An 18,492-nucleotide genomic window follows, 5' to 3' on the forward strand; every position below is an offset into this window, starting at 1 on the left:
TCGATATGCCGGACGAGACCCGGAAGGAGGGCCGTGCATCCCATGGATTTGCCACGCTGGCAGGGGTGCTGATCGCATTTCTGCTGCTGGCTGCAGGGTATGTGCTCTATCAGGCCATGCACGTCCTGTTCCCGCAGAATGTCTATGAAACGGCACTGCCTGCGGTCATTTCGGATACCGTGGATGCAGACGGCGTGCTGCTGTTTGACGAAAGCTATGTGGCAGGCAGCGGAAACCTTGGATATCTTGCGGCGGACGGTGAGCGCGTTTCCGCAGGTACTGCGGTGGCAGAGATCTACAGCAATGCATCGCAGGCCACGCTGCGCCAGCAGCTGACCCAGCTGAATGACCAGATCGATCTGCTGCAGAGATCCCAGAACACGGCAGCCCTGCAGCTGGACAGCCTTTTAAAAGAACGCGCTGGCGCACTGTATGATCTGCTGGATACATTGGATGACGGCGACTACGAGGCAGTGGATGATGATTCCAATGCCTATCAGCTTGCACAGAACAAGCTCTGGGTCGTCACCGGTGATGCTGCAAACTTTACCGATCAGATCACGGCTCTGGTCCAGCAGGCCCAGAGCGTGCAGGCTCAGCTGGGCAGTCCTACCCAGATCGCTGCGCCGCAGACCGGTTACTTTGTACGGGCTTCCGGCAGCGGCAGGCTCAATGCCGGCGCGGACGACATCCTTGCACTGAGTGCGCAGGAGCTGCAGGGCTATCTGGATTCCGACCCGGTGATGGCACTGGATGGCTGCGCCGGTAAGATCGTAGCCGGTTTTACCTGGCGCTATGTGGGCGTGTGCAGCGCAAAGCAGGGAGAAAAGCTGCTGGGTCAGGACGGCAAGCCGCTGCGCTCTGCGGTGGAGATCAGCTTTCCGGGGCGGATGGAAAACGGCCTGAAGGCGACCGTTGCCGAAGTGAGCATTGATGCGGACAGCGGCCTTGCACGCTTTGTGCTCACCTGCAACTCCATCAACGGGGATGTGCTGTGCCTGAACCGGGCTGCCGCACGGATCTCGGTAGGGGAGCACAGCGGCCTGCGGGTGCCTGCAGCAGCGGTGCACTATCTGAAGGAGGACGGGACCGAGGCCGAGACACAGGGCGAGAACTATGTTCCCGGCGTTTACGTCAAGCTTGGCAACATCGCGCGCTTCTGCCGGATCGACCCGGTGGATGCAGACCATCCGCTGATCACAGACGGCGATTACATCCTTGTTTTGCCCGAAGGGACCGAGGGTTCGGTCAGCAAGGTGAGGCTTTATGACGAAATAATCGTCTCCGGACAAAATTTGTATGACGGAAAGCTTTTGTAGTTATTGACATCTGAGGCAAAAAATCCGATAATAGATAAAGCTATTCTTTGCATTCTTTTGCAGAGAACGCCAGGCAGCACCAAGCTGCCCGAATGAAAGGAGCAGATTGTATGTCTTTTCTTGACAGCATCAAGAAGGGTCTGTTTGACCAGGAAGACGATTATGAGGACCAGTACATCGATGATGGTCCCCAGATGGTGAACAATAACAACGGCGTCGGCCTCGGTGCGGACAACGAAGCTGAGGAACATACCGAGGGCACCAACAAGAAGAACGGCAAGGTGGTCAACATCAATGCCACCACTCAGCTCAAGGTGGTGCTGGTAAAGCCGGAGCGCTTTGAGGATGCAAGCACCATTGCCGACCATCTGAACAACAAGCGCACGGTCGTGCTCAATCTGGAGTCTACCAACAAGGAAGTCTCCCGCCGTCTGGTGGACTTTTTGTCCGGTGTTGCCTATGCCAACAACGGCCAGATCAAGCGGGTGGCCAACAGCACCTTTATCATCACACCATATAATGTAGACATCATGGGCGATCTGCTGGACGAGCTGGAGAACAATGGCGCGTTCTATTGATCTGCATGATCCACAGCCCAAAGCCGTGCGCGGGTTCATTCCCGCACGCACGGATGAAGAACGCTATCTCATGCGGCATATCGAGGATCTGGCCCGCACGGCCTTTTCCCGGGAGATCGCACGGTACTCCGGTTTTCTGAGCGACCGTGAGCAGGATCTTGCCCGTGCAGCGCTGGGGCGTGCGGACATAGAGGAAGGCTTCCGCTTTGAGGGCGGCTGGCCGCAGGCGGAACGCCGGATCCTCTGTCTGGAGCCCGAGTACAGCTATGGGGAAAACCCCATCCGCTGCGTGCGGCTGCAATGCCGGGCTCTGCCCGGGGCCGCGCTGCCCGCGCACAAGGACTATCTGGGCAGCCTGATGGGTCTGGAGCTGAAGCGCGAAGCACTGGGAGACATCGTTCTGCCGGAGGATCAGCCGGGCACAGCGTATGTGTTTGCGCTGGAACCGGCAGCACAGCTGATCTGCCGGGAACTGTTTCAGGCCGGGCACACCGAGCTGACCACTGAGCTGCTGGAACCGGACGAGATACCGTCCTTCCCGCAGGCCCGGCGCGAGCTGCGCAGCGCTACCGTGTCGTCTCTGCGGCTGGACGCTGTGCTTGCGGCCATGCTGCGGTGCAGCCGGGGGCAGGCGTGTGAGCTGATCGCGGCCGGCAGGGTGGAGATCAACCATCTGCCTGCCGAAAAACCCCATGCGCCGGTGTATGAGGGTGATGTTTTTACCGTGCGGGGCAAGGGCCGCTTTGGCCTGACGGCACTGCCCGGAAAAAGCAAAAAAGACCGGTCGATCATCGAATTTTTTCAATATTAAAAGCAACGGGAGGAAATGACTATGCTGACTCCGCAGGATGTCCGTTCTGTGCAATTTGAAAAAAACCTCCGCGGCTACCGCACAGAGGACGTGGATCGTTTTCTGGACAAGGTGGAAGAACAGCTGCAGGAGGACGATGCACAGGCGGAACAGCTTCGCAAGCAGATTGCGGATCTGACTGCTGAAAACCAGAAGCTGCACGAGGAGCTGAAGAGCTTTGAGGCAGACGGTGAAATGCTCAAGAGTGCATTGATCAATGCGCAGCGCATGGGTGAGAACGTCATCCGTGAAGCAAACCAGAAGGCGGAAGAGATCATCCATCGTGCAAATCTGCGCGGTGATGATATCATCCGCGATGCCAACGAACTGCTGCAGAAGGCCAACGACCGTGCAGATGAGATCGAGAACGAGGCAAACGAGAAGCGCCTTGCAGAAGAGCGCGAGTATGACCGTGTGCGTCTGGAAGTGACCCGCTTCAAGTCCGATGTGCTCAATCTGTACCGCAGCCATGTGGAGTCGCTGAGCCGCCTGCCGGAGTTCCAGAAGGAAACGCCCGCACAGGAAGCTGCCGACACAGAGCCTGCTGCCGACGAAGCCGAACCTGCGGCTGCCGCTCAGCTGCAGGCCGCAGATGTGCAGCCTGAGGCAGAGCCTGTTCCGGCTGCAGAAGAAGATGCAGAACCTGCCGCCTCTGCTGAAGATGACAGCGAGACGGCTGACAGCAGCGAGGATTTCTGGGCAAAGGACGAAAGCCAGCTCAAGCTGGACCCTCCGCCCGCGCCTCCTGCTGATTTTAAGCCGGACGAGCCGGACTACGATGCTTTTCAGGGCGTCAAGTTCAGCGAGTAAGGCGACCCCATAAGGAAATATAGAGGAGAGTGTAAACCATTGGCTAAGAACAAATCGCAGTACGATAGTACTCTGAACCTGCCCAAGACCCTGTTTGAAATGCGTGCCGGCCTGCCTAAGAAGGAGCCGGTCATGCTCAAGGATTGGGACGACAACGACCTGTACAATCAGCTCATGAAGCACAACGAGGGCAAGCCGCAGTTCATCCTGCACGACGGCCCTCCGTACGCAAACGGCAATATCCACATGGGTACTGCCCTGAACAAGATCATCAAGGATATCATTATCCGCGACAAGAACATGGAGGGCTTCCAGGCTCCCTATGTGCCCGGCTTTGATACCCACGGCCTGCCCATCGAGCTGAAGGCTCTGTCCTCCGTCGGTGATAAGAAGAAGGACATTTCCAAGCTGGAGCTGCGCCAGATCTGCGAAAAGTTTGCTACCGAGCACATCGACATCATGAGCGACCAGTTCAAGCGTCTGGGCGTTATCGGCGATTTCGAGCATCCGTATCTGACCCTGAAGCCTGAGTTCGAGGCACGCCAGATCGAGATCTTTGGCGAGATGGCCAAAAAGGGCTACATCTACAAGGGCCTGAAGCCTGTGTACTGGTGCCCGGACTGCCGCACGGCTCTGGCAGAGGCCGAGATCGAGTACGGCGAGGACGACTGCGATTCCATCTTCGTGCGTTTCCACGTCTCTCAGGACCCCAACGGTGTGCTGGCAAAGCACGGCATCCCGATGGACAAGACCTACTTCGTCATCTGGACTACTACCACTTGGACTCTGCCCGCTAACGAGGCGATCTGCCTGAACGGCCAGTTCGAGTACTCCTTCGTCAAGATCGGTGATGAGTTCCACATCATGGCCACCGAGCTGGTCAAGAGCGTCATGGACGCCTGCCACATCGAGAACTACGAGATCGTGGGCGAGCCGGTCCCCGGTACCGAGTTCGAGCTGATGCGTTACAACCACGTCTACCTGCCCAAGGAAGGCTGGGTCATTCTGGGCGACCACGTCACGCTGGAAAGCGGTTCCGGCTGCGTCCATACCGCAGGCGGCCACGGCGTGGACGACTTCAACGTCTGCCAGAAGTATCCGCAGGTTCCCATCACCGTCCCCGTGGACGATGGCGGCTATCTGACCGAGCTGGCCGGCAAGTATGCAGGTCAGCGCGTGTGGGCTGCCAATAAGACCATTCTGGCCGACCTGACCGAGTCCGGCGCTGTCATGGGTCAGGTGCACATCAAGCATCAGTACCCGCACTGCTGGCGCTGCCATCACCCCATCATCTTCCGTGCAACGGAACAGTGGTTCTGCTCCATCGCAAAGTTCCGTGAGGACGTCTACAAGGCCATCGACACCGTTACCTGGATGCCGGACTGGGGCCATGACCGTATGAAGGGCATGGTGCGCGACCGCAACGACTGGTGCATCAGCCGCCAGCGCACCTGGGGCGTGCCCATTCCCGCATTCTACTGCAAGAAGTGCGGCACCTACCACATCACCGATGCCACCATCAAGGCTGTCAGCGACCTGTTCCGCAAGGAAGGCTCCGATGCATGGTATAAGTACGAAGCCGAGCAGATCATCCCCGCAGGCGAAGTGTGCGAAAAGTGCGGTGCTTCCGAGTGGACCAAGGACACCGACATCATGGACGTCTGGTTCGACTCCGGCTCCACCCATGCCGCTGTGCTGGAGGAGCGTCCGGAACTGCGTTTCCCCGCCGATATGTATATGGAGGGCGGCGACCAGTTCCGCGGCTGGTTCCAGTCCAGCCTGCTGACCAGCGTTGCAAGCAAGGGCTGCGCACCCTATAAGTCTGTTCTGTGCCACGGCTGGGTCGTGGACGAGCAGGGCAAGCAGATGCACAAGAGCGCCGGCAACGGCGTGGAGCCCAGCGAGATCATCAAGGACTACGGCGCTGATATCATCCGCCTGTGGGTGGCTTCTTCCGACTACACCGTGGATGTGCGTGCCGGCAAGAACATCTTCAAGCAGCTGAGCGAGGCTTACCGCAAGATCCGCAACACCGCCCGCTTCATTCTGGGCAATCTGGACGGCTTTGATCCCAACACCGACTGTGTGGCTGACGACCAGCTGCAGGAGATCGACCGCTGGGCACTGGCTGCTCTGGATGACCTGATGGTCAACACCAGCGCAGGCTACGCTGTGTACGACTTCAACAAGGTCTATCATGCAGTATACAACTTCTGCGTTGTTGCAATGTCCAACTTCTATCTGGATGTGACCAAGGACCGTCTGTACTGCACCAACGGCGCAGGCCGCAAGGCTGCTCAGACCACCATGTACAAGATCCTGGTGGCTCTGGACAAGATCATTGCGCCCATCCTGTGCTTCACCAGCCAGGAGATCTGGGACTTCATGCCCAAGACCGAGGGCATGAACAAGTACGTTGTCTTTGAGGAGATGCCCAAGGCTGGCCAGTATGCCGCCGATGAGGCCTTCAAGGCAAAGTGGGCTCAGCTGATCGCTGTCCGTGACGAGGTGAAGAAGGTTCTGGAGCAGGCCCGTGCCGAAAAGGTCATCGGTGCTTCTCTGGAGGCTGCCGTCACCCTGTACTGCAATGACGCGGTGTATGATCTGCTGAACAGCATCCCCATGGACGAGCTGGCCGACCTGATGATCGTCTCTCAGGTAGAGCTGGTCAAGGGCGAAGGCGGCGCTGCAAGCGCTGTTGAAGGTCTGGGCGTTGCTGCTGCACATGCCACCGGCGAAAAGTGCGAGCGCTGCTGGAAGTATTCTTCTTCCATCGGCAGCCATGCTGCACATCCCACCCTGTGCGCACGCTGCGCCAGCGTTGTGGAAGCCTAAGCGTTCCGCATAAAACAATGTTTTAAAGGGCGGCGCTCCCTTATACCGGGGAGCGCCGTTTTTTATACTGAATGATTTTGGGAGTATCCTATGGCATATGTTGTTTTTAATCTGCTCGCGGCTGCGGCACTCATTGGCATCGATCAGGCCATCAAGCTGTGGGCCACAAATGTGCTGCAGCCGGTGGGAGCCATGCCGCTGATCCCCCATGTGGTGGAGCTGCGGTTCGTGCTCAACCCGGGCATGGCGTTCAGCCTGCTCAGCGGCAAGCAGATGTTCCTCATCATCGCTACCAGCATAGCGCTGATCCTTGTGGCCTACGGGCTGTTCTTCCGCAGCCGCGGCAGATACCTGCAGCAGGCCGCACTGCTGCTGATCCTTGCCGGCGGTATCGGCAACCTGATCGACCGTGTGCTCAACGGCGTGGTGGTGGACTACATCAATCTGCTGTTCATGCAGTTTGCGGTGTTCAATTTTGCGGATATCTGCGTGTGCGTGGGTGTGGGTCTCTGGGTGCTGGAGATCTTTCTGGAAGAGCTGCACGGCGGCGCAAAGGAGCAGTGAGCCATGGAGCAGCGTGAATTTGTGGTGGAGCAGGAAACGGCCGGCCAGCGCATCGACCGTTTTCTCAGCGGCGAGGATACCGGCCTTTCCCGTTCTGCCCTGCAGGCCCTCGTGGCGGATGGCCATGTGCTGTGCAACGGCAGGCAGGTGGCCAAGAGCCTGAAGCTCAAGGCAGGCGACACCATTCTGCTGGAGATCCCGGACGCCAAGCCCATCGAGGCTGTGCCGCAGGATATCCCGCTGGAGATCGTCTATGAGGACGAGCATCTGCTGGTGGTCAACAAGCCCAAGGGCATGGTGGTGCACCCGGCTCCCGGCAACCCGGACGGCACGCTGGTGAATGCGCTGCTGTGGCACTGCAAGGGAAGCCTGTCCGGCATCGGCGGCAAGATCCGCCCCGGCATCGTGCACCGCATCGATAAGGACACCAGCGGCTTGCTGGTGGTGGCAAAGGACGATGCAACCCACATCGGTCTTTCCCAGCAGATGGCGGTGCACAGTGTGGAGCGCGCGTATCGCACCATCGTGTACGGCGGCTTTGCACAAGATGAAGGCTTTGTGGAGTCCAATCTTGGCCGCAGCAAAACCGACCGCAAAAAAATGGCAGTCTACCCGGCCGGCGAGCCCCACACCAAATATGCCTACACCGGTTATCAGGTGCTGGAACGGCTGAACAACTTCACCATGCTGGAATGCCGCCTGAAGACCGGCCGCACCCACCAGATCCGAGTGCACATGGCGTCCATCCAGCACCCGGTGGCAGGCGACCCGGTCTACGGCCCGCACAACTGCATCACCAGCCTGCACGGGCAGTGCCTGCACGCAAAAACACTGGGGTTTATCCACCCCATTACCGGCGAACAGCTGCGCTTTGATTCGGAGCTGCCGGAATACTTCACTCATTTTCTTGCAACGCTCAGGAGGGGAACCCTATGAACCAGCTGGACCAAAGGCTTGTATTGTGTGATCTGGATCACCTGCTGCTGGGAGCGGATGGAAACCTGACTCAGGTTGTGCGGGACGTGCTGCAGCTGTTCGTCCGCCGCGGCGGCCGTTTTACGGTGTTCTCGCAGCGCACGCCCCGGGCAGTGCGTTCCATTCTGGGCAGTGTGCGGCTCAATGCCCCTGCGCTGGTGTGCGGCGGCGCGATGGCCTACCATTTTGCCGATGGCACCAGCCGGACGCTGTGCAGCTTTGCCGGGCAGGACGCCGATCTGTTTACCCGCCTGCCGGACGCGGCAGGCGTGGGCGTCGCTTTGCAGATGACCGATGGCACCACCCGGGTGTTGCGCATGAGTGAGGCGCTGGAACGCCATCTGCGGCAGGAATGGACCCCCTATCTGCTGGCGAATGCAGCGGATATCAAGGGAGAAGAAGTGCTGCGGGTGCTGCTGTATCAGGACAGCAAGGCCGTGCCCATGATCTCGCTGCTGGAAAAATCGCTGGGGGATCGCACAGCGGTGCTGCTGGGCGAGCGTGCCGCAGCAGATACCCTGATCCTGACGCCCAGAACCGTTTCCGGCCACGAAATGCTGGATGCTGTGTGTATGCCGGTGGGCATCAATCCGGAGGATGTTCTGGTGCTGTCGGGCGGCATGTCCATGCTGGAGCTGGTGCGCAATGCCAGCCAGAGCGTGGCGGCGGCAGATGCTCCGCCAGAGCTGCGTCTTGCTGCGCAGAAGGTCACCCTGACCGATGCTGCGGCAGGCTCTGCGGTGGAAGTGCTGTACCGTATGGTACGGGATGCTGAAAATTTAGCGTAAAATTTGTGCAAGGCTTCTGCATATTCTTTCGCAGAAGCCTTTCTTTTTGGGGGAAAGTCAGGTACAATGAAAGAAACACATCTGCCGGAGTCCCAAAAACGGGAGGCAGTTTTTATCTGCCTCTCGGTGGCTGCAGTGATCCTGTGCGCAGCGCTGGCGTTTTATTTTGCCGTGCCGCTGCAGGACACTGCGGTCCAGCCGCTGCCGGATACAGCGGGGCTGGAACAGCACATACTGGTGGATCTGAACACAGCCGGGCTTTCTGCGCTGTGCACCCTGCCGGGCGTAGGAGAAAGCCGGGCCAGAGCCATTCTGGAATACCGGGAGCAGAACGGCCCGTTTGCACGGGTAGAGGATGCAGCCTGCGTTCCGGGCCTGACGCAGGCTGTGGTGGATTCCTGGAAAGGGCAGGCAACCGTGAGCTGAGCCGCAAGGCAGCTGGAAAAGGGGAATACTATGAGTGATGATACCATTTTTATCAACCGGGAACTGAGCTGGCTGGATTTTAATCAGCGCGTTCTTGCATTGGGCAAAGATAAAAATGTTCCGCTTGCAGAACGGGTCAAGTTTCTTGCGATCTATGGCTCGAATCTGGACGAATTTTTCATGGTGCGCGTGGGTTCTCTGCAGGAGCGCGCCAATCTGGAACAGGAACAGGGCAAAAAGGTCAAGAGGGAAAACAAGACCAACATGTCCGCGGCGGAACAGCTGACTGCCATCATGCCCAAAACGGCGCAGCTGCAGGAAGAATGCGACAAATACTACGCAAAGGCGCTGGAAGCGCTGGCGGAATGCGGTTATCGCAAGGTGGACTTTAACCATCTGACCAAGGAAGAAGAGCATTTCTGGAAAAAATATTTTCAGACCGAGCTGTTCCCCATCCTCAGCCCGCAGATCGTGGATAACCGCCATCCGTTCCCGTTCCTGCGCAACCAGGAGATCTATCTGGGCGTACTGCTCAGGGAAAAGCACCCTGCAGGGCAGAGTCTGGGCATCATCCCCATTTCCAGCCAGATGGAACGGATGCACATTGTAAAAAAAGATGGCGAGACGCTGTTTGCCCTCACCGAGGAGCTGGTGCTGCATTTTGCGGCCAGCATTTTTGGCAAGGATGCCATTCAGGAAAAGTGCCTGTTCCGCGTGACCCGCAATGCGGACATCGACGTGAAAGAGGGCATGATGGATCACGATATCGATTACCGTGAGATCATGTCCGATCTGCTCAAGCGCCGCCGCAAGCTGGCGGCTGTGCGTTTGCAGATCACAACGGCATCTGCCCCGGAGGTGGAACGCCTGCTGTGCAACCGCCTTGTGCTGACCCATAAGCGGGTGTTCGTGCAGAAAAGCCCGCTGGATCTGAGCTTCTTCTATAAGCTCACCGGCAGGATCGAGGCAGACGGACATCCGGAGCTGTTCTACCCGGCGGCACGGCCCATGCTGCCGCCGCCGCAGTACGATCTTGCCGCCGAGGTGCAGAAGCATGATGTGCTGCTCAGCTACCCGTACCAGTCTATCCGGCCCTTCATTGCCATGCTCAAAAAGGCGGCACATGACCCGGAGGTCATTTCCATCAAGATGACCCTCTACCGTATGGCGCGGGAATCCCAGATCGTGCAGGCGCTGATGGAAGCGGCCGAAAACGGCAAGGAAGTGGTGGCTCTGGTGGAGCTGCGCGCCCGCTTTGATGAACAGAACAACATTGACTGGTCCAAGCAGCTGGAAGGAGCAGGCTGCACCGTTATCTATGGCTTTGATGATTACAAGGTGCACTCCAAGCTGACCCTCATCACCCGCAAGGGCGCACAGGGCTACTCCTACATCACCCAGATCGGCACCGGCAACTACAACGAAAAAACCAGTGAGCTGTACACCGATTATTCCTTTATCACGGCCGATCCCGTCATTGGCGAGGAAGCATCCAACGTATTCCAGAACCTTGCCGTACAGCGCCTGACCGAGGACAGCAGCAAGATGCTGGTGGCACCGCTGCGGTTCAAGAGCGTGCTTCTGGAAGAAATGGATCACCTGATCGCTGCCGCCCGCATGGGCCGCCCGGCGTCCATGATCCTGAAGAACAACTCCATCAGCGACCGCGACATCATCCTGAAGCTGCAGGAAGCCAGCTGTGCCGGTGTGCGCATCGACATGATCGTGCGCGGCATCTGCTGTGTGCGTGCAGAGGTGCCCGGCAAGACCGAAAACCTGCACATCCGCAGCCTTGTGGGCCGTTATCTGGAGCATGGCCGCATTTACAGCTTCTTTGATGGAGTGCACACCCGCGTTTATATTGCTTCCGGCGACTTCCTCACCCGCAACACGGAGTGCCGCGTGGAGGTAGGCGTCCGGGTGGAAGACCCGGTGCTGGTGCAGAAGCTCACCGATATTCTGCAGCTGCAGCTGCGGGATAACGTCAATGCCCGCGAGATGCGCCCGGATGGCAGCTACCAGAAGGTGAAGCCTGCCGAGGGCGAAGCACTGATCAACGGCCAGATGGATATGTATGAGCTGCTTCGGGATGACTGGACTGGAAAAGTTCCTGCCTGTGAAAAAACGGCACCGGCGGCTGTGGAGGCTCCGACGGCACCGTTGACTGCAGAAGCTCCCGCTGCAGAACAGCCTGCAGCGGAACCGGAGGCAAAGGCGGTGGAGTTCCCCGTACAGAAGCAAGAACCGCAAAAGGCTCTCGAACCGTCGGCACCCATCCATCTGGATGCGGCCCCGAAGCCGGAGGAACACGATCACTTTGACGAATTGGAACAGATGGTGAACCGCAAAAAACCGGCACCCCGGCCTGCTTCTGTGCCAAAACCGGCAAAACCGGCCGTTTCCGAAACGCCTGCGCAGAAGAGCCGCCTGAAGCAGTTCCTGAACCTCTTCAAATTCCGCAGATAACAGCACTGCAAGACCCGGCAGGGAAAAGCCCTGCCGGGTCTTTTTGAACCGCCGCCTGCATACAGTGGACTACAGCGGAAAGGGGAAACGGTATGCAGACGAAGCGGAGCGGACGAGCAGGACAGCGCATAAAACACGCAAAATATGGGAAGAAATTGGCCCTTTTCCGGGCGGCGGTCCTGCTGGGAGCGCTGCTTTGCGTCAGACTGGTGCTCCCGGCACGGGCACAGTCGAAAACAGAGGATGCCTTTTGCTTTCCGCTGGAAACCACACAGTGGCGCGTTTCGGACGGATACGGCTGGCGGGAGGACCCCTTTACGGGTAAACGGGCATTTCACAAGGGAATCGACCTTGCCTGCGCCGAGGGCACCGGCATCCTTGCGGTGCAGGGCGGAACCGTGCTCCGCACAAAGCGAAGTGCCAGCTATGGCAGCTGCATGGAGCTTCTGCTTGCGGATGGAACAGCGGCGGTGTATGCCCATCTGCAGTATATCTATGTCCGTCCGGGCGAAGCCGTAGAGGCAGGGCAGACCCTCGGCACAGCAGGGCAGAGCGGCCGGGCCACCGGGGCACATCTGCATTTTGAGCTGTATCGTCAGGGAAAAGCCTGTGACCCGGCAGATGCACTGGGCCTTTCGCATGAAGCATCCTGATGCCCTGCGGCTGGGGCCTCTGGTGTTCCGGGACCCGGTGCTGCTGTGCGGTTCCCTGTATTTTCTGCTGTACTTCGATGCCAGCGGCTTTCTGCGGCTGGGCCTGCTGGCGGCATTCCTGCACGAGTGCGGGCACATTCTGGTGTATTGTGCGCTGCTGCGCCGCTTTCCGGTCATTGAGGTGACCATGACCGGCTTTTGTATGCGGATGGACGCTCCGGCCCGGGGCCTTTCACCGGGGCGGCTCTTCTGGCTGGCTGCTGCAGGCCCGGCGGTCAATTTCATGCTGGCGGGCATCTGGGCGCTGCGGCTGGAACAGGAACTGACCATCCGCGGCAGTGCCTTCTGGGCGGCAAATCTGCTGACCGGGGGATTCAACCTGCTGCCCGTTCCTCCGCTGGATGGGGCGCAGCTGGCGTCCTGCCTGCGCGAAATGCGGCGTGCAGGCAAAAAGTTTAAGGGAAATGATTGAAAAAACAGCTCATTTCGGGTACAATAAAATGACGTGTAAAAATGGACTGTTTATTGGAGGACTCGATGTTTGATCCAAAACTGAAAGAAGCGCTGGGACGGGTACAGAAGCCCGGCCGTTATACCGGCGGAGAACCCGGCAGTGTATATAAGGACAAAGAAAAAGTGGATGTCCGCTTTGCGTTCTGCTTTCCGGACACCTATGAGGTAGGCATGTCCTTCCTTGGCGAAAAGATTCTCTATGAGCTGCTCAACCGCCGTGAAAACTGGTGGTGTGAGCGCGCTTTCATGCCATGGCTGGACATGAAGGCTGAAATGGAACGCCTTGGCCTGCCGCTCTACACCATGGAGAGCAAGGACCCGCTCACCGCCTTTGATGCAGTGGGCTTCACCCTGCAGTACGAGCTGTCCTATACCAACATTCTGGCCATGCTGGATCTGGCAGGCATCCCATTCTATTCCAAAGACCGTGACGAACGCTGGCCGCTGATCGTGGCGGGCGGCCCCTGTGCCTGCAATGCGGAGCCGATCGCGGACTTTTTTGATGTGATCCAGCTGGGCGAGGGCGAAAACCAACTGCCCGGCATCTGCGCCGAGATCGAAAAGGCCAAAAAAGAGGGCGGCGTCTCCAAAAAGGAGCTGCTGCTGCGCATCGCAAAGATCCCCGGCGTCTATATCCCAGCATTCTACGATGTGGAGTATTACGAGGATGGCCGGGTCAAGGCCATCACCCCCAACGAGCCGGGCATCCCGGCGCGCATCACCAAGGCCATCATCAAGGACCTGAACGAGTTTGCCCCGCCCACGAATTTCGTGGTGCCCATGGTGGGTGCCATTCAGGATCGCGCCAGCATCGAGGTGCTGCGCGGCTGTGTGCGCGGCTGCCGCTTCTGTCAGGCGGGCTTTCTGTACCGCCCCATGCGCCAGCGTGACGCGGGCCTTCTGAACAGGGCGGCGCAGGAGCTGTGCGCTAACACCGGCTATGAGGAGCTGAGCCTTTCCAGCCTGTCCACCTCTGACCACGGACAGCTGGAAGAACTGCTGGATGATCTGAACGAATGGGCACCCAAGGAGCATGTCAGCCTGTCGCTGCCGAGCCTGCGTGTGGACAACTTCTCCCAGAGCCTCATTGAAAAAACCACCAAGGTGCGCAAGAGCGGCCTGACCTTCGCCGCTGAAGCCGGCACCCAGCGCCTGCGCAACGTCATCAACAAGAATGTCACATGGGATGAGATCGAAAAGACCTGCACCATTGCATTCAACGCGGGCTATACTTCGGTCAAGCTCTACTTCATGATGGGCCTGCCCACCGAGACCATGGAGGACATTGAGGGCATCGCAGAGACGGCGCAGAAGGTGGTCGATCTTTACTATTCTCTGCCCAAGCGCGGCAAGGGAAAGGGCGTTCAGGTGACGATCAGCTGTGCCTGCTTTGTGCCCAAGCCCCATACTCCCTTTGAGTTTGTGCCCATGGACACGGCCGAGACCCTGCAGGCCAAGCAGAAGCATCTGCTGGAAAGCGTGCGCAGCCGCAAGATCAAGGTCAACTATCACGACAGCACCACCAGCTTTCTGGAGGGCGTGTTTGCCAAGGGCGACCGCCGCCTTGCCCCGGTCATTGTGGAAGCCTACAAGCGCGGCTGCTACTTTGACGGCTGGGAAGAGTGCTTCAAATACGACACATGGCTGCAGACCTTTGCAGATCTGGGCATCGACCCGGCGTTCTACTGCCAGCGTCCCATCGGTCTGGACGAGGTAACGCCCTGGTCCCACATGGATTACGGCGTCACCCACGAATATCTGGTGCGGGAGTACAAAAAGGCGCTTGCTGCCCAGACCACCCAGCCCTGCAACCGTGCCTGCCACGGCTGCGGCGCAAATCATCTGTTAGGAGGTCCCTGCTTTGATTACAGTCAGAATCTCGTTTGAGAAAAAGAATGAGGCCTCCTACATCTCCCTGCTGGACCTGCAGCGGGTGATGCAGCGTGTGCTCAAGCGCAGCGGCCTGCCGGTGTGGCATACGCTGGGCTTCAATCCCCACATCTATATGACCTTTGCCTGCCCGCTTTCGCTGGGGCAGGAGAGCGAGTGCGAGTGCGTGGACGTCAAGACCGAAGCGGAAGCCCCGGATTTTGAGCAGTGGAAAGCGGCCCTCAATGCCATCATGCCTGCAGGCATCGTGATCACGCATGTTGGCCCGGTGCAGATGAAGGCGGACCTCATTGCCTACGCATGCTATCGCATCACCTACCCGGCGGCAGCGGCTGCGGCGCTGGATCAGTACAATGCGCTGGAAAGCGCTCCGGTGGAAAAGCACGGCAAAAAAGGCAACAAGATCATTGAGCTGAAGGATCACATCCCGCAGGTGGAGTACACCACGGAGGGGGACAGCCTGCACATTGATCTGTGCATGCCGGCCGCACAGGAACTGAACCTGAACCCCTCGCTGCTCACCGGTTTTCTGGAAGAAAAATTCGGTCTGCCTGCCGTCAGCGCCAACATCCTGCGCAAAAAGTTTTTGACGGCAGACAAACAGCTGTTTGTCTGATCGGAGCGTGAAAGACCGTCTGTTGGGCAAAACAGAAAATTTTTGCATTTATTTTGGTCAGAACGCTTGCATTCACGCAGGTTTTGTGATATCCTATTTAGGCGTTAGTGTCCGCTGAGACCACAGCGGGGTTAATGACAATATCATTAAACGGGCGGTCCTCTGACGGCAAGGTGCCGTGCATGAACGTCTAAAAACAAATGGAGGATTCAAAAATGGACGCACTGAAGATTATTTCTGAAGGCAGCATCAAGGCTGAAAAGCCCCAGTTCAACGTTGGCGACACCGTCCGCGTTGATGTTCGTATCAAGGAAGGCGACCGTGAGCGCATCCAGGCCTTTGAGGGCACTGTGATCGCAAAGAAGCACGGCGGCGTTGCTGAGACCTTTACCGTTCGCCGCGTTGCTTACGGTGTCGGCATCGAGCGTGTCTTCCCCATCAACAGCCCCTTCGTTGAGAAGGTCACCGTTGTCCGCAAGGGCAAGGTCCGCCGCGCAAAGCTGTTCTACCTGCGTGGCCGTACCGGCAAGGCTGCCAAGGTCAAGAGCGATATTTGATCATCCCCGATTTGAAACGGGAGAAAAGGGACAACCTCGTTGTCCCTTTTTTCTTTATCAAAAATTTGAAAAAACTGTGCGGCCGGCAGGTGATCTGGCTTGCAGAAAGCCTGTCGGCTGCGGTATAATCGGGTCAGCAGTGTAAAACCAGAAGGTGAGGTGTACCGGATATGGAAAAACAGGAACAGACAAAGCCCGTGCGCGGGCAGAATCTGCTGGAATGGTACGAGGCCTTGATCTCGGCAGCGCTGGTGCTGGTGCTGATCTTTTCGTTTTTCTTCCGCATCATTCAGGTGGACGGCAGCTCCATGGTGCCTACGCTGGTCAACGGCGACAAGCTCATCGTGTGGGGGGCGGGCTACGAGCCTCAGCGCGGTGATGTGGTCATTGTGGACAGCTATACCTCCTACGGCAAGCCGCTGGTCAAGCGTGTCATCGCCAAAGGCGGCGATACGGTCTCCATCGATTATGCGACCGGCACCGTGGCGGTGAACGGTGAGGTCTTGCAGGAGGACTACATTGCAGAGCCTACCTATCTTGGCTACGATGTGCAGTTCCCGTACACAGTGCCGGAGGGCACGGTGTTCGTGATGGGCGACAACCGCAACCAGTCGCTGGACAGCCGCTCCACCTATGTCGGCTGCATCGACGAACGGGATATTCTGGGCAAGGTGCTTGTGTGCTTTATGCCCTTTACAGATTTTGGGGTGGTAAAATGAACGAAATGGATACCCGCTTTGCAAACCAGTACAATATTCAGTGGTTCCCGGGCCACATGACCAAGACCCTGCGCATGATGGAGCAGGAGATCCAGCATGTGGATGCAAGCCTTGTGCTGCTGGATGCCCGCATCCCGCTCTCCAGCCTGAACCCGGAGATCGAGCGCATCACGGCCCGCAAGCCGAAGCTCTATGCGCTGAACAAGGCAGATCTGGCCGACCCGGCTGTAACGGAAGAATGGATCAAGTATTTCCGTGCAGCAGACGCCGGCTGTGTGGCGATCAGCGCCAAGCAGAAGGGCGGCGCTAATGCCGTTAAGACTGCGATCGAAAAAGAACTGGCCGGCCTGCTGGAACGCCGCCAGAACCGCGGCATGGGCGGTGCCAAGACGCAGGTGATGCTGTGCGGCATCCCCAATGTGGGCAAGTCCACCTTTATCAACACCTTTGCAGGCTCTGCCCGCGCCAAGGCGGCAGACCGCCCGGGTGTGACTAAGGGCAAGCAGTGGGTCAGCACCGACAAATTTGATCTGCTGGATATGCCCGGCGTACTGTGGAAGAAGTTTGATTCCAAGACCATTGCATCCAATCTGGCCTTCATCGGCTCCATCAAGGACGATATTCTGGACGTGGAAGAACTGGCCATGAACCTGCTGGATGAGGTGCGCCGCAACTATCCCGACCTTGTGGCCCAGCGCTACAAGCTGGACGCCGAAACGCTGGCACTGCCGCCCTATGAGCTGATGGAAGCCATCGGCCGCAAGCGCGGCCTGCTGGTGCGCGGCGGCGAGGTGAACACCGAGCGCTGTGCCATTATGCTGGTGGATGAATTCCGCGCCTGCAAGTGGGGCCGCATTTCGCTGGAGCGCCCGCCGCAGCGGGATGACCTGACGGATTTTGCCGAGGAGGAAGAGGAATGAAGCGCCATTCCGACGAGGAGATCTCGGCTCCGCTGTATGAGTACGATGCCGCTGTACGCAGTCAGTATGGCTGCTTTGCGGGCGTGGACGAAGCCGGGCGCGGCCCTCTGTGCGGCCCGGTGTGCGTAGCGGCCTGTATTCTGGACCCGGAGAATCCGGTCTTTGGCATCAACGACTCAAAAAAGCTCACCGAGAAAAAACGGGAAGCCCTGTTTGACGAGATCGTTGCAAAGGCGCTGGCCTACAAAATTATTTTTGTGGGGCCGGAAATCATCGACCGGGAAAACATCCTCAACGCCACCATGGGCGGCATGAAGCAGGCCGTGGAAGAGCTGGACATCGTGCCGAACCTCGTGCTGGTGGACGGCAACCGCACCCCGGCGGGTTTGCAGATCCCGGCACAGCCGGTGGTCAAGGGCGACGCCACCAGTGCCAGCATCGGCGCGGCATCCGTCCTTGCCAAGGTCAGTCGTGACCGCTATATGCTGGAACTGGACAGACAGTACCCGCAGTATCAGCTGGCAAAACACAAGGGCTACCCGACCAAGCTCCACTATGAGCTCATTGCGCAGTACGGCATCCAGCCATTCTACCGCCGCAGCTTCCTGAAAAAACAGGGCTACTGGCCGGAGAACGGAAAGTGAACCGCGCTGAGACGGGGCACAGGGGAGAAGCCGCTGCGGCCCGCTGGTATCAGAAGCAGGGCTGCAGGCTGCTGGCACACAACTTCCACACCCGGATGGGGGAGCTGGACGTGGTGGTACAGGAACCGGACGGGACCATTGTCATCTGCGAGGTAAAGACCCGCAGCTCCAACGCCGTTTCGCGCCCGGCTGCTGCGGTGAATGCCGCCAAACAGAAGCGGCTGATCCTTGCAGCACAGCACTATCTGCAGTGTACCGGACAGAGCGATGCACCGGTGCGATTTGATGTGGCGGAAGTGTTCCCTCTTGACAGCGGGCGCTGGATGGTACATATTATAAGGGGCGCTTTTCTTGCGTAAAGCAAGTACC

General features: G+C 58.5%; 20 protein-coding genes. All 20 read left to right on the forward strand.

The window, feature by feature from the left end:
• Window positions 1–5 precede the first annotated feature (5 nt).
• The 20 genes from ACNSPV_RS09785 to ACNSPV_RS09880 all read left to right on the forward strand — a co-directional run bounded on the left by ACNSPV_RS09785 (window position 6) and on the right by ACNSPV_RS09880 (window position 18,482).
• The gene (locus ACNSPV_RS09785; protein ID WP_348583561.1) at window positions 6–1,319 is read left to right on the forward strand and encodes an HlyD family efflux transporter periplasmic adaptor subunit; all 1,314 of its coding nucleotides are present in this window, start codon (window positions 6–8) and stop codon (window positions 1,317–1,319) included.
• A 110-nt stretch (window positions 1,320–1,429) separates the two neighbouring features.
• Window positions 1,430–1,897: a cell division protein SepF gene (locus ACNSPV_RS09790; protein ID WP_348583560.1), complete on the forward strand. Its 468-nt coding sequence runs from the start codon at window positions 1,430–1,432 to the stop codon at window positions 1,895–1,897.
• The gene (locus ACNSPV_RS09795) at window positions 1,881–2,708 is read left to right on the forward strand and encodes an RNA-binding protein (protein ID WP_249238661.1); all 828 of its coding nucleotides are present in this window, start codon (window positions 1,881–1,883) and stop codon (window positions 2,706–2,708) included. The genes ACNSPV_RS09790 and ACNSPV_RS09795 overlap by 17 nt, the downstream gene beginning before the upstream one ends.
• 21 nt (window positions 2,709–2,729) lie before the next feature.
• The gene (locus ACNSPV_RS09800; RefSeq protein ID WP_418268273.1) at window positions 2,730–3,557 is read left to right on the forward strand and encodes a DivIVA domain-containing protein; all 828 of its coding nucleotides are present in this window, start codon (window positions 2,730–2,732) and stop codon (window positions 3,555–3,557) included.
• Between the two features lie 39 nt (window positions 3,558–3,596).
• Window positions 3,597–6,392 (forward strand): isoleucine--tRNA ligase, encoded by a 2,796-nt coding sequence (gene ileS, locus ACNSPV_RS09805; RefSeq protein WP_097775650.1) that lies wholly within the window; start codon window positions 3,597–3,599, stop codon window positions 6,390–6,392.
• Window positions 6,393–6,482: 90 nt separating this feature from the next.
• Window positions 6,483–6,956, forward strand: coding sequence for a signal peptidase II (lspA, locus tag ACNSPV_RS09810; RefSeq protein WP_348583558.1), 474 nt, complete (start codon window positions 6,483–6,485; stop codon window positions 6,954–6,956).
• A gap of 3 nt (window positions 6,957–6,959) precedes the next feature.
• Complete coding sequence (locus ACNSPV_RS09815) at window positions 6,960–7,892, forward strand: RluA family pseudouridine synthase (protein WP_348583557.1); 933 nt, start codon at window positions 6,960–6,962, stop codon at window positions 7,890–7,892.
• On the forward strand, window positions 7,889–8,719 hold the full coding sequence (locus tag ACNSPV_RS09820; RefSeq protein ID WP_348583556.1) for an HAD hydrolase family protein: 831 nt from the start codon (window positions 7,889–7,891) through the stop codon (window positions 8,717–8,719). Before ACNSPV_RS09815 ends, ACNSPV_RS09820 begins: the two co-directional genes overlap by 4 nt.
• A 66-nt stretch (window positions 8,720–8,785) precedes the next feature.
• Window positions 8,786–9,145 (forward strand): ComEA family DNA-binding protein, encoded by a 360-nt coding sequence (locus tag ACNSPV_RS09825; protein ID WP_348583555.1) that lies wholly within the window; start codon window positions 8,786–8,788, stop codon window positions 9,143–9,145.
• A gap of 30 nt (window positions 9,146–9,175) precedes the next feature.
• Window positions 9,176–11,611 carry a polyphosphate kinase 1 gene (gene ppk1 / locus ACNSPV_RS09830; protein WP_418268274.1) on the forward strand — a complete coding sequence of 812 codons (2,436 nt, stop codon included), beginning with the start codon at window positions 9,176–9,178 and terminating at the stop codon, window positions 11,609–11,611.
• 92 nt (window positions 11,612–11,703) lie between these two features.
• Complete coding sequence (locus tag ACNSPV_RS09835; protein WP_348583554.1) at window positions 11,704–12,264, forward strand: M23 family metallopeptidase; 561 nt, start codon at window positions 11,704–11,706, stop codon at window positions 12,262–12,264.
• Complete coding sequence (locus ACNSPV_RS09840; RefSeq protein ID WP_348583553.1) at window positions 12,251–12,736, forward strand: peptidase; 486 nt, start codon at window positions 12,251–12,253, stop codon at window positions 12,734–12,736. Before ACNSPV_RS09835 ends, ACNSPV_RS09840 begins: the two co-directional genes overlap by 14 nt.
• A 65-nt stretch (window positions 12,737–12,801) precedes the next feature.
• Window positions 12,802–14,664: a TIGR03960 family B12-binding radical SAM protein gene (locus tag ACNSPV_RS09845; protein ID WP_348583552.1), complete on the forward strand. Its 1,863-nt coding sequence runs from the start codon at window positions 12,802–12,804 to the stop codon at window positions 14,662–14,664.
• On the forward strand, window positions 14,639–15,283 hold the full coding sequence (locus tag ACNSPV_RS09850; RefSeq protein WP_348583551.1) for a TIGR03936 family radical SAM-associated protein: 645 nt from the start codon (window positions 14,639–14,641) through the stop codon (window positions 15,281–15,283). Before ACNSPV_RS09845 ends, ACNSPV_RS09850 begins: the two co-directional genes overlap by 26 nt.
• A 215-nt stretch (window positions 15,284–15,498) precedes the next feature.
• Window positions 15,499–15,840, forward strand: coding sequence for a 50S ribosomal protein L19 (gene rplS / locus ACNSPV_RS09855; RefSeq protein WP_022257134.1), 342 nt, complete (start codon window positions 15,499–15,501; stop codon window positions 15,838–15,840).
• Window positions 15,837–15,968 (forward strand): hypothetical protein, encoded by a 132-nt coding sequence (locus tag ACNSPV_RS09860; RefSeq protein ID WP_348583550.1) that lies wholly within the window; start codon window positions 15,837–15,839, stop codon window positions 15,966–15,968. Before rplS ends, ACNSPV_RS09860 begins: the two co-directional genes overlap by 4 nt.
• A gap of 42 nt (window positions 15,969–16,010) precedes the next feature.
• Window positions 16,011–16,559, forward strand: coding sequence for a signal peptidase I (lepB, locus tag ACNSPV_RS09865; protein ID WP_249238672.1), 549 nt, complete (start codon window positions 16,011–16,013; stop codon window positions 16,557–16,559).
• Window positions 16,556–17,479, forward strand: a complete 924-nt coding sequence (ylqF, locus tag ACNSPV_RS09870) for a ribosome biogenesis GTPase YlqF (protein WP_348583549.1) — start codon at window positions 16,556–16,558, stop codon at window positions 17,477–17,479. The genes lepB and ylqF overlap by 4 nt, the downstream gene beginning before the upstream one ends.
• Window positions 17,476–18,123 carry a ribonuclease HII gene (locus ACNSPV_RS09875; protein WP_348583548.1) on the forward strand — a complete coding sequence of 216 codons (648 nt, stop codon included), beginning with the start codon at window positions 17,476–17,478 and terminating at the stop codon, window positions 18,121–18,123. Before ylqF ends, ACNSPV_RS09875 begins: the two co-directional genes overlap by 4 nt.
• Window positions 18,120–18,482 carry a YraN family protein gene (locus ACNSPV_RS09880; RefSeq protein WP_348583547.1) on the forward strand — a complete coding sequence of 121 codons (363 nt, stop codon included), beginning with the start codon at window positions 18,120–18,122 and terminating at the stop codon, window positions 18,480–18,482. The genes ACNSPV_RS09875 and ACNSPV_RS09880 overlap by 4 nt, the downstream gene beginning before the upstream one ends.
• The last annotated feature ends 10 nt before the right edge of the window (window positions 18,483–18,492 follow it).

Origin of the sequence: Faecalibacterium sp. 3 (assembly GCF_048323735.1) — a bacterium.
Taxonomy (GTDB): domain Bacteria; phylum Bacillota; class Clostridia; order Oscillospirales; family Ruminococcaceae; genus Faecalibacterium; species Faecalibacterium wellingii.

Coding starts and splice junctions, on each gene's coding strand:
- ACNSPV_RS09785 (WP_348583561.1), top strand. CDS start 6: ATGCCGGACGAGACCCGGAAGGAGGGCCGTGCATCCCATGGATTTGCC.
- ACNSPV_RS09795 (WP_249238661.1), top strand. CDS start 1,881: ATGGCGCGTTCTATTGATCTGCATGATCCACAGCCCAAAGCCGTGCGC.
- ylqF (WP_348583549.1), top strand. CDS start 16,556: ATGAACGAAATGGATACCCGCTTTGCAAACCAGTACAATATTCAGTGG.
- ppk1 (WP_418268274.1), top strand. CDS start 9,176: ATGAGTGATGATACCATTTTTATCAACCGGGAACTGAGCTGGCTGGAT.
- ACNSPV_RS09875 (WP_348583548.1), top strand. CDS start 17,476: ATGAAGCGCCATTCCGACGAGGAGATCTCGGCTCCGCTGTATGAGTAC.
- ACNSPV_RS09825 (WP_348583555.1), top strand. CDS start 8,786: ATGAAAGAAACACATCTGCCGGAGTCCCAAAAACGGGAGGCAGTTTTT.
- ACNSPV_RS09800 (WP_418268273.1), top strand. CDS start 2,730: ATGCTGACTCCGCAGGATGTCCGTTCTGTGCAATTTGAAAAAAACCTC.
- ACNSPV_RS09790 (WP_348583560.1), top strand. CDS start 1,430: ATGTCTTTTCTTGACAGCATCAAGAAGGGTCTGTTTGACCAGGAAGAC.
- lepB (WP_249238672.1), top strand. CDS start 16,011: ATGGAAAAACAGGAACAGACAAAGCCCGTGCGCGGGCAGAATCTGCTG.
- ACNSPV_RS09820 (WP_348583556.1), top strand. CDS start 7,889: ATGAACCAGCTGGACCAAAGGCTTGTATTGTGTGATCTGGATCACCTG.
- ACNSPV_RS09815 (WP_348583557.1), top strand. CDS start 6,960: ATGGAGCAGCGTGAATTTGTGGTGGAGCAGGAAACGGCCGGCCAGCGC.
- rplS (WP_022257134.1), top strand. CDS start 15,499: ATGGACGCACTGAAGATTATTTCTGAAGGCAGCATCAAGGCTGAAAAG.
- ACNSPV_RS09840 (WP_348583553.1), top strand. CDS start 12,251: ATGAAGCATCCTGATGCCCTGCGGCTGGGGCCTCTGGTGTTCCGGGAC.
- lspA (WP_348583558.1), top strand. CDS start 6,483: ATGGCATATGTTGTTTTTAATCTGCTCGCGGCTGCGGCACTCATTGGC.
- ACNSPV_RS09835 (WP_348583554.1), top strand. CDS start 11,704: ATGCAGACGAAGCGGAGCGGACGAGCAGGACAGCGCATAAAACACGCA.
- ACNSPV_RS09845 (WP_348583552.1), top strand. CDS start 12,802: ATGTTTGATCCAAAACTGAAAGAAGCGCTGGGACGGGTACAGAAGCCC.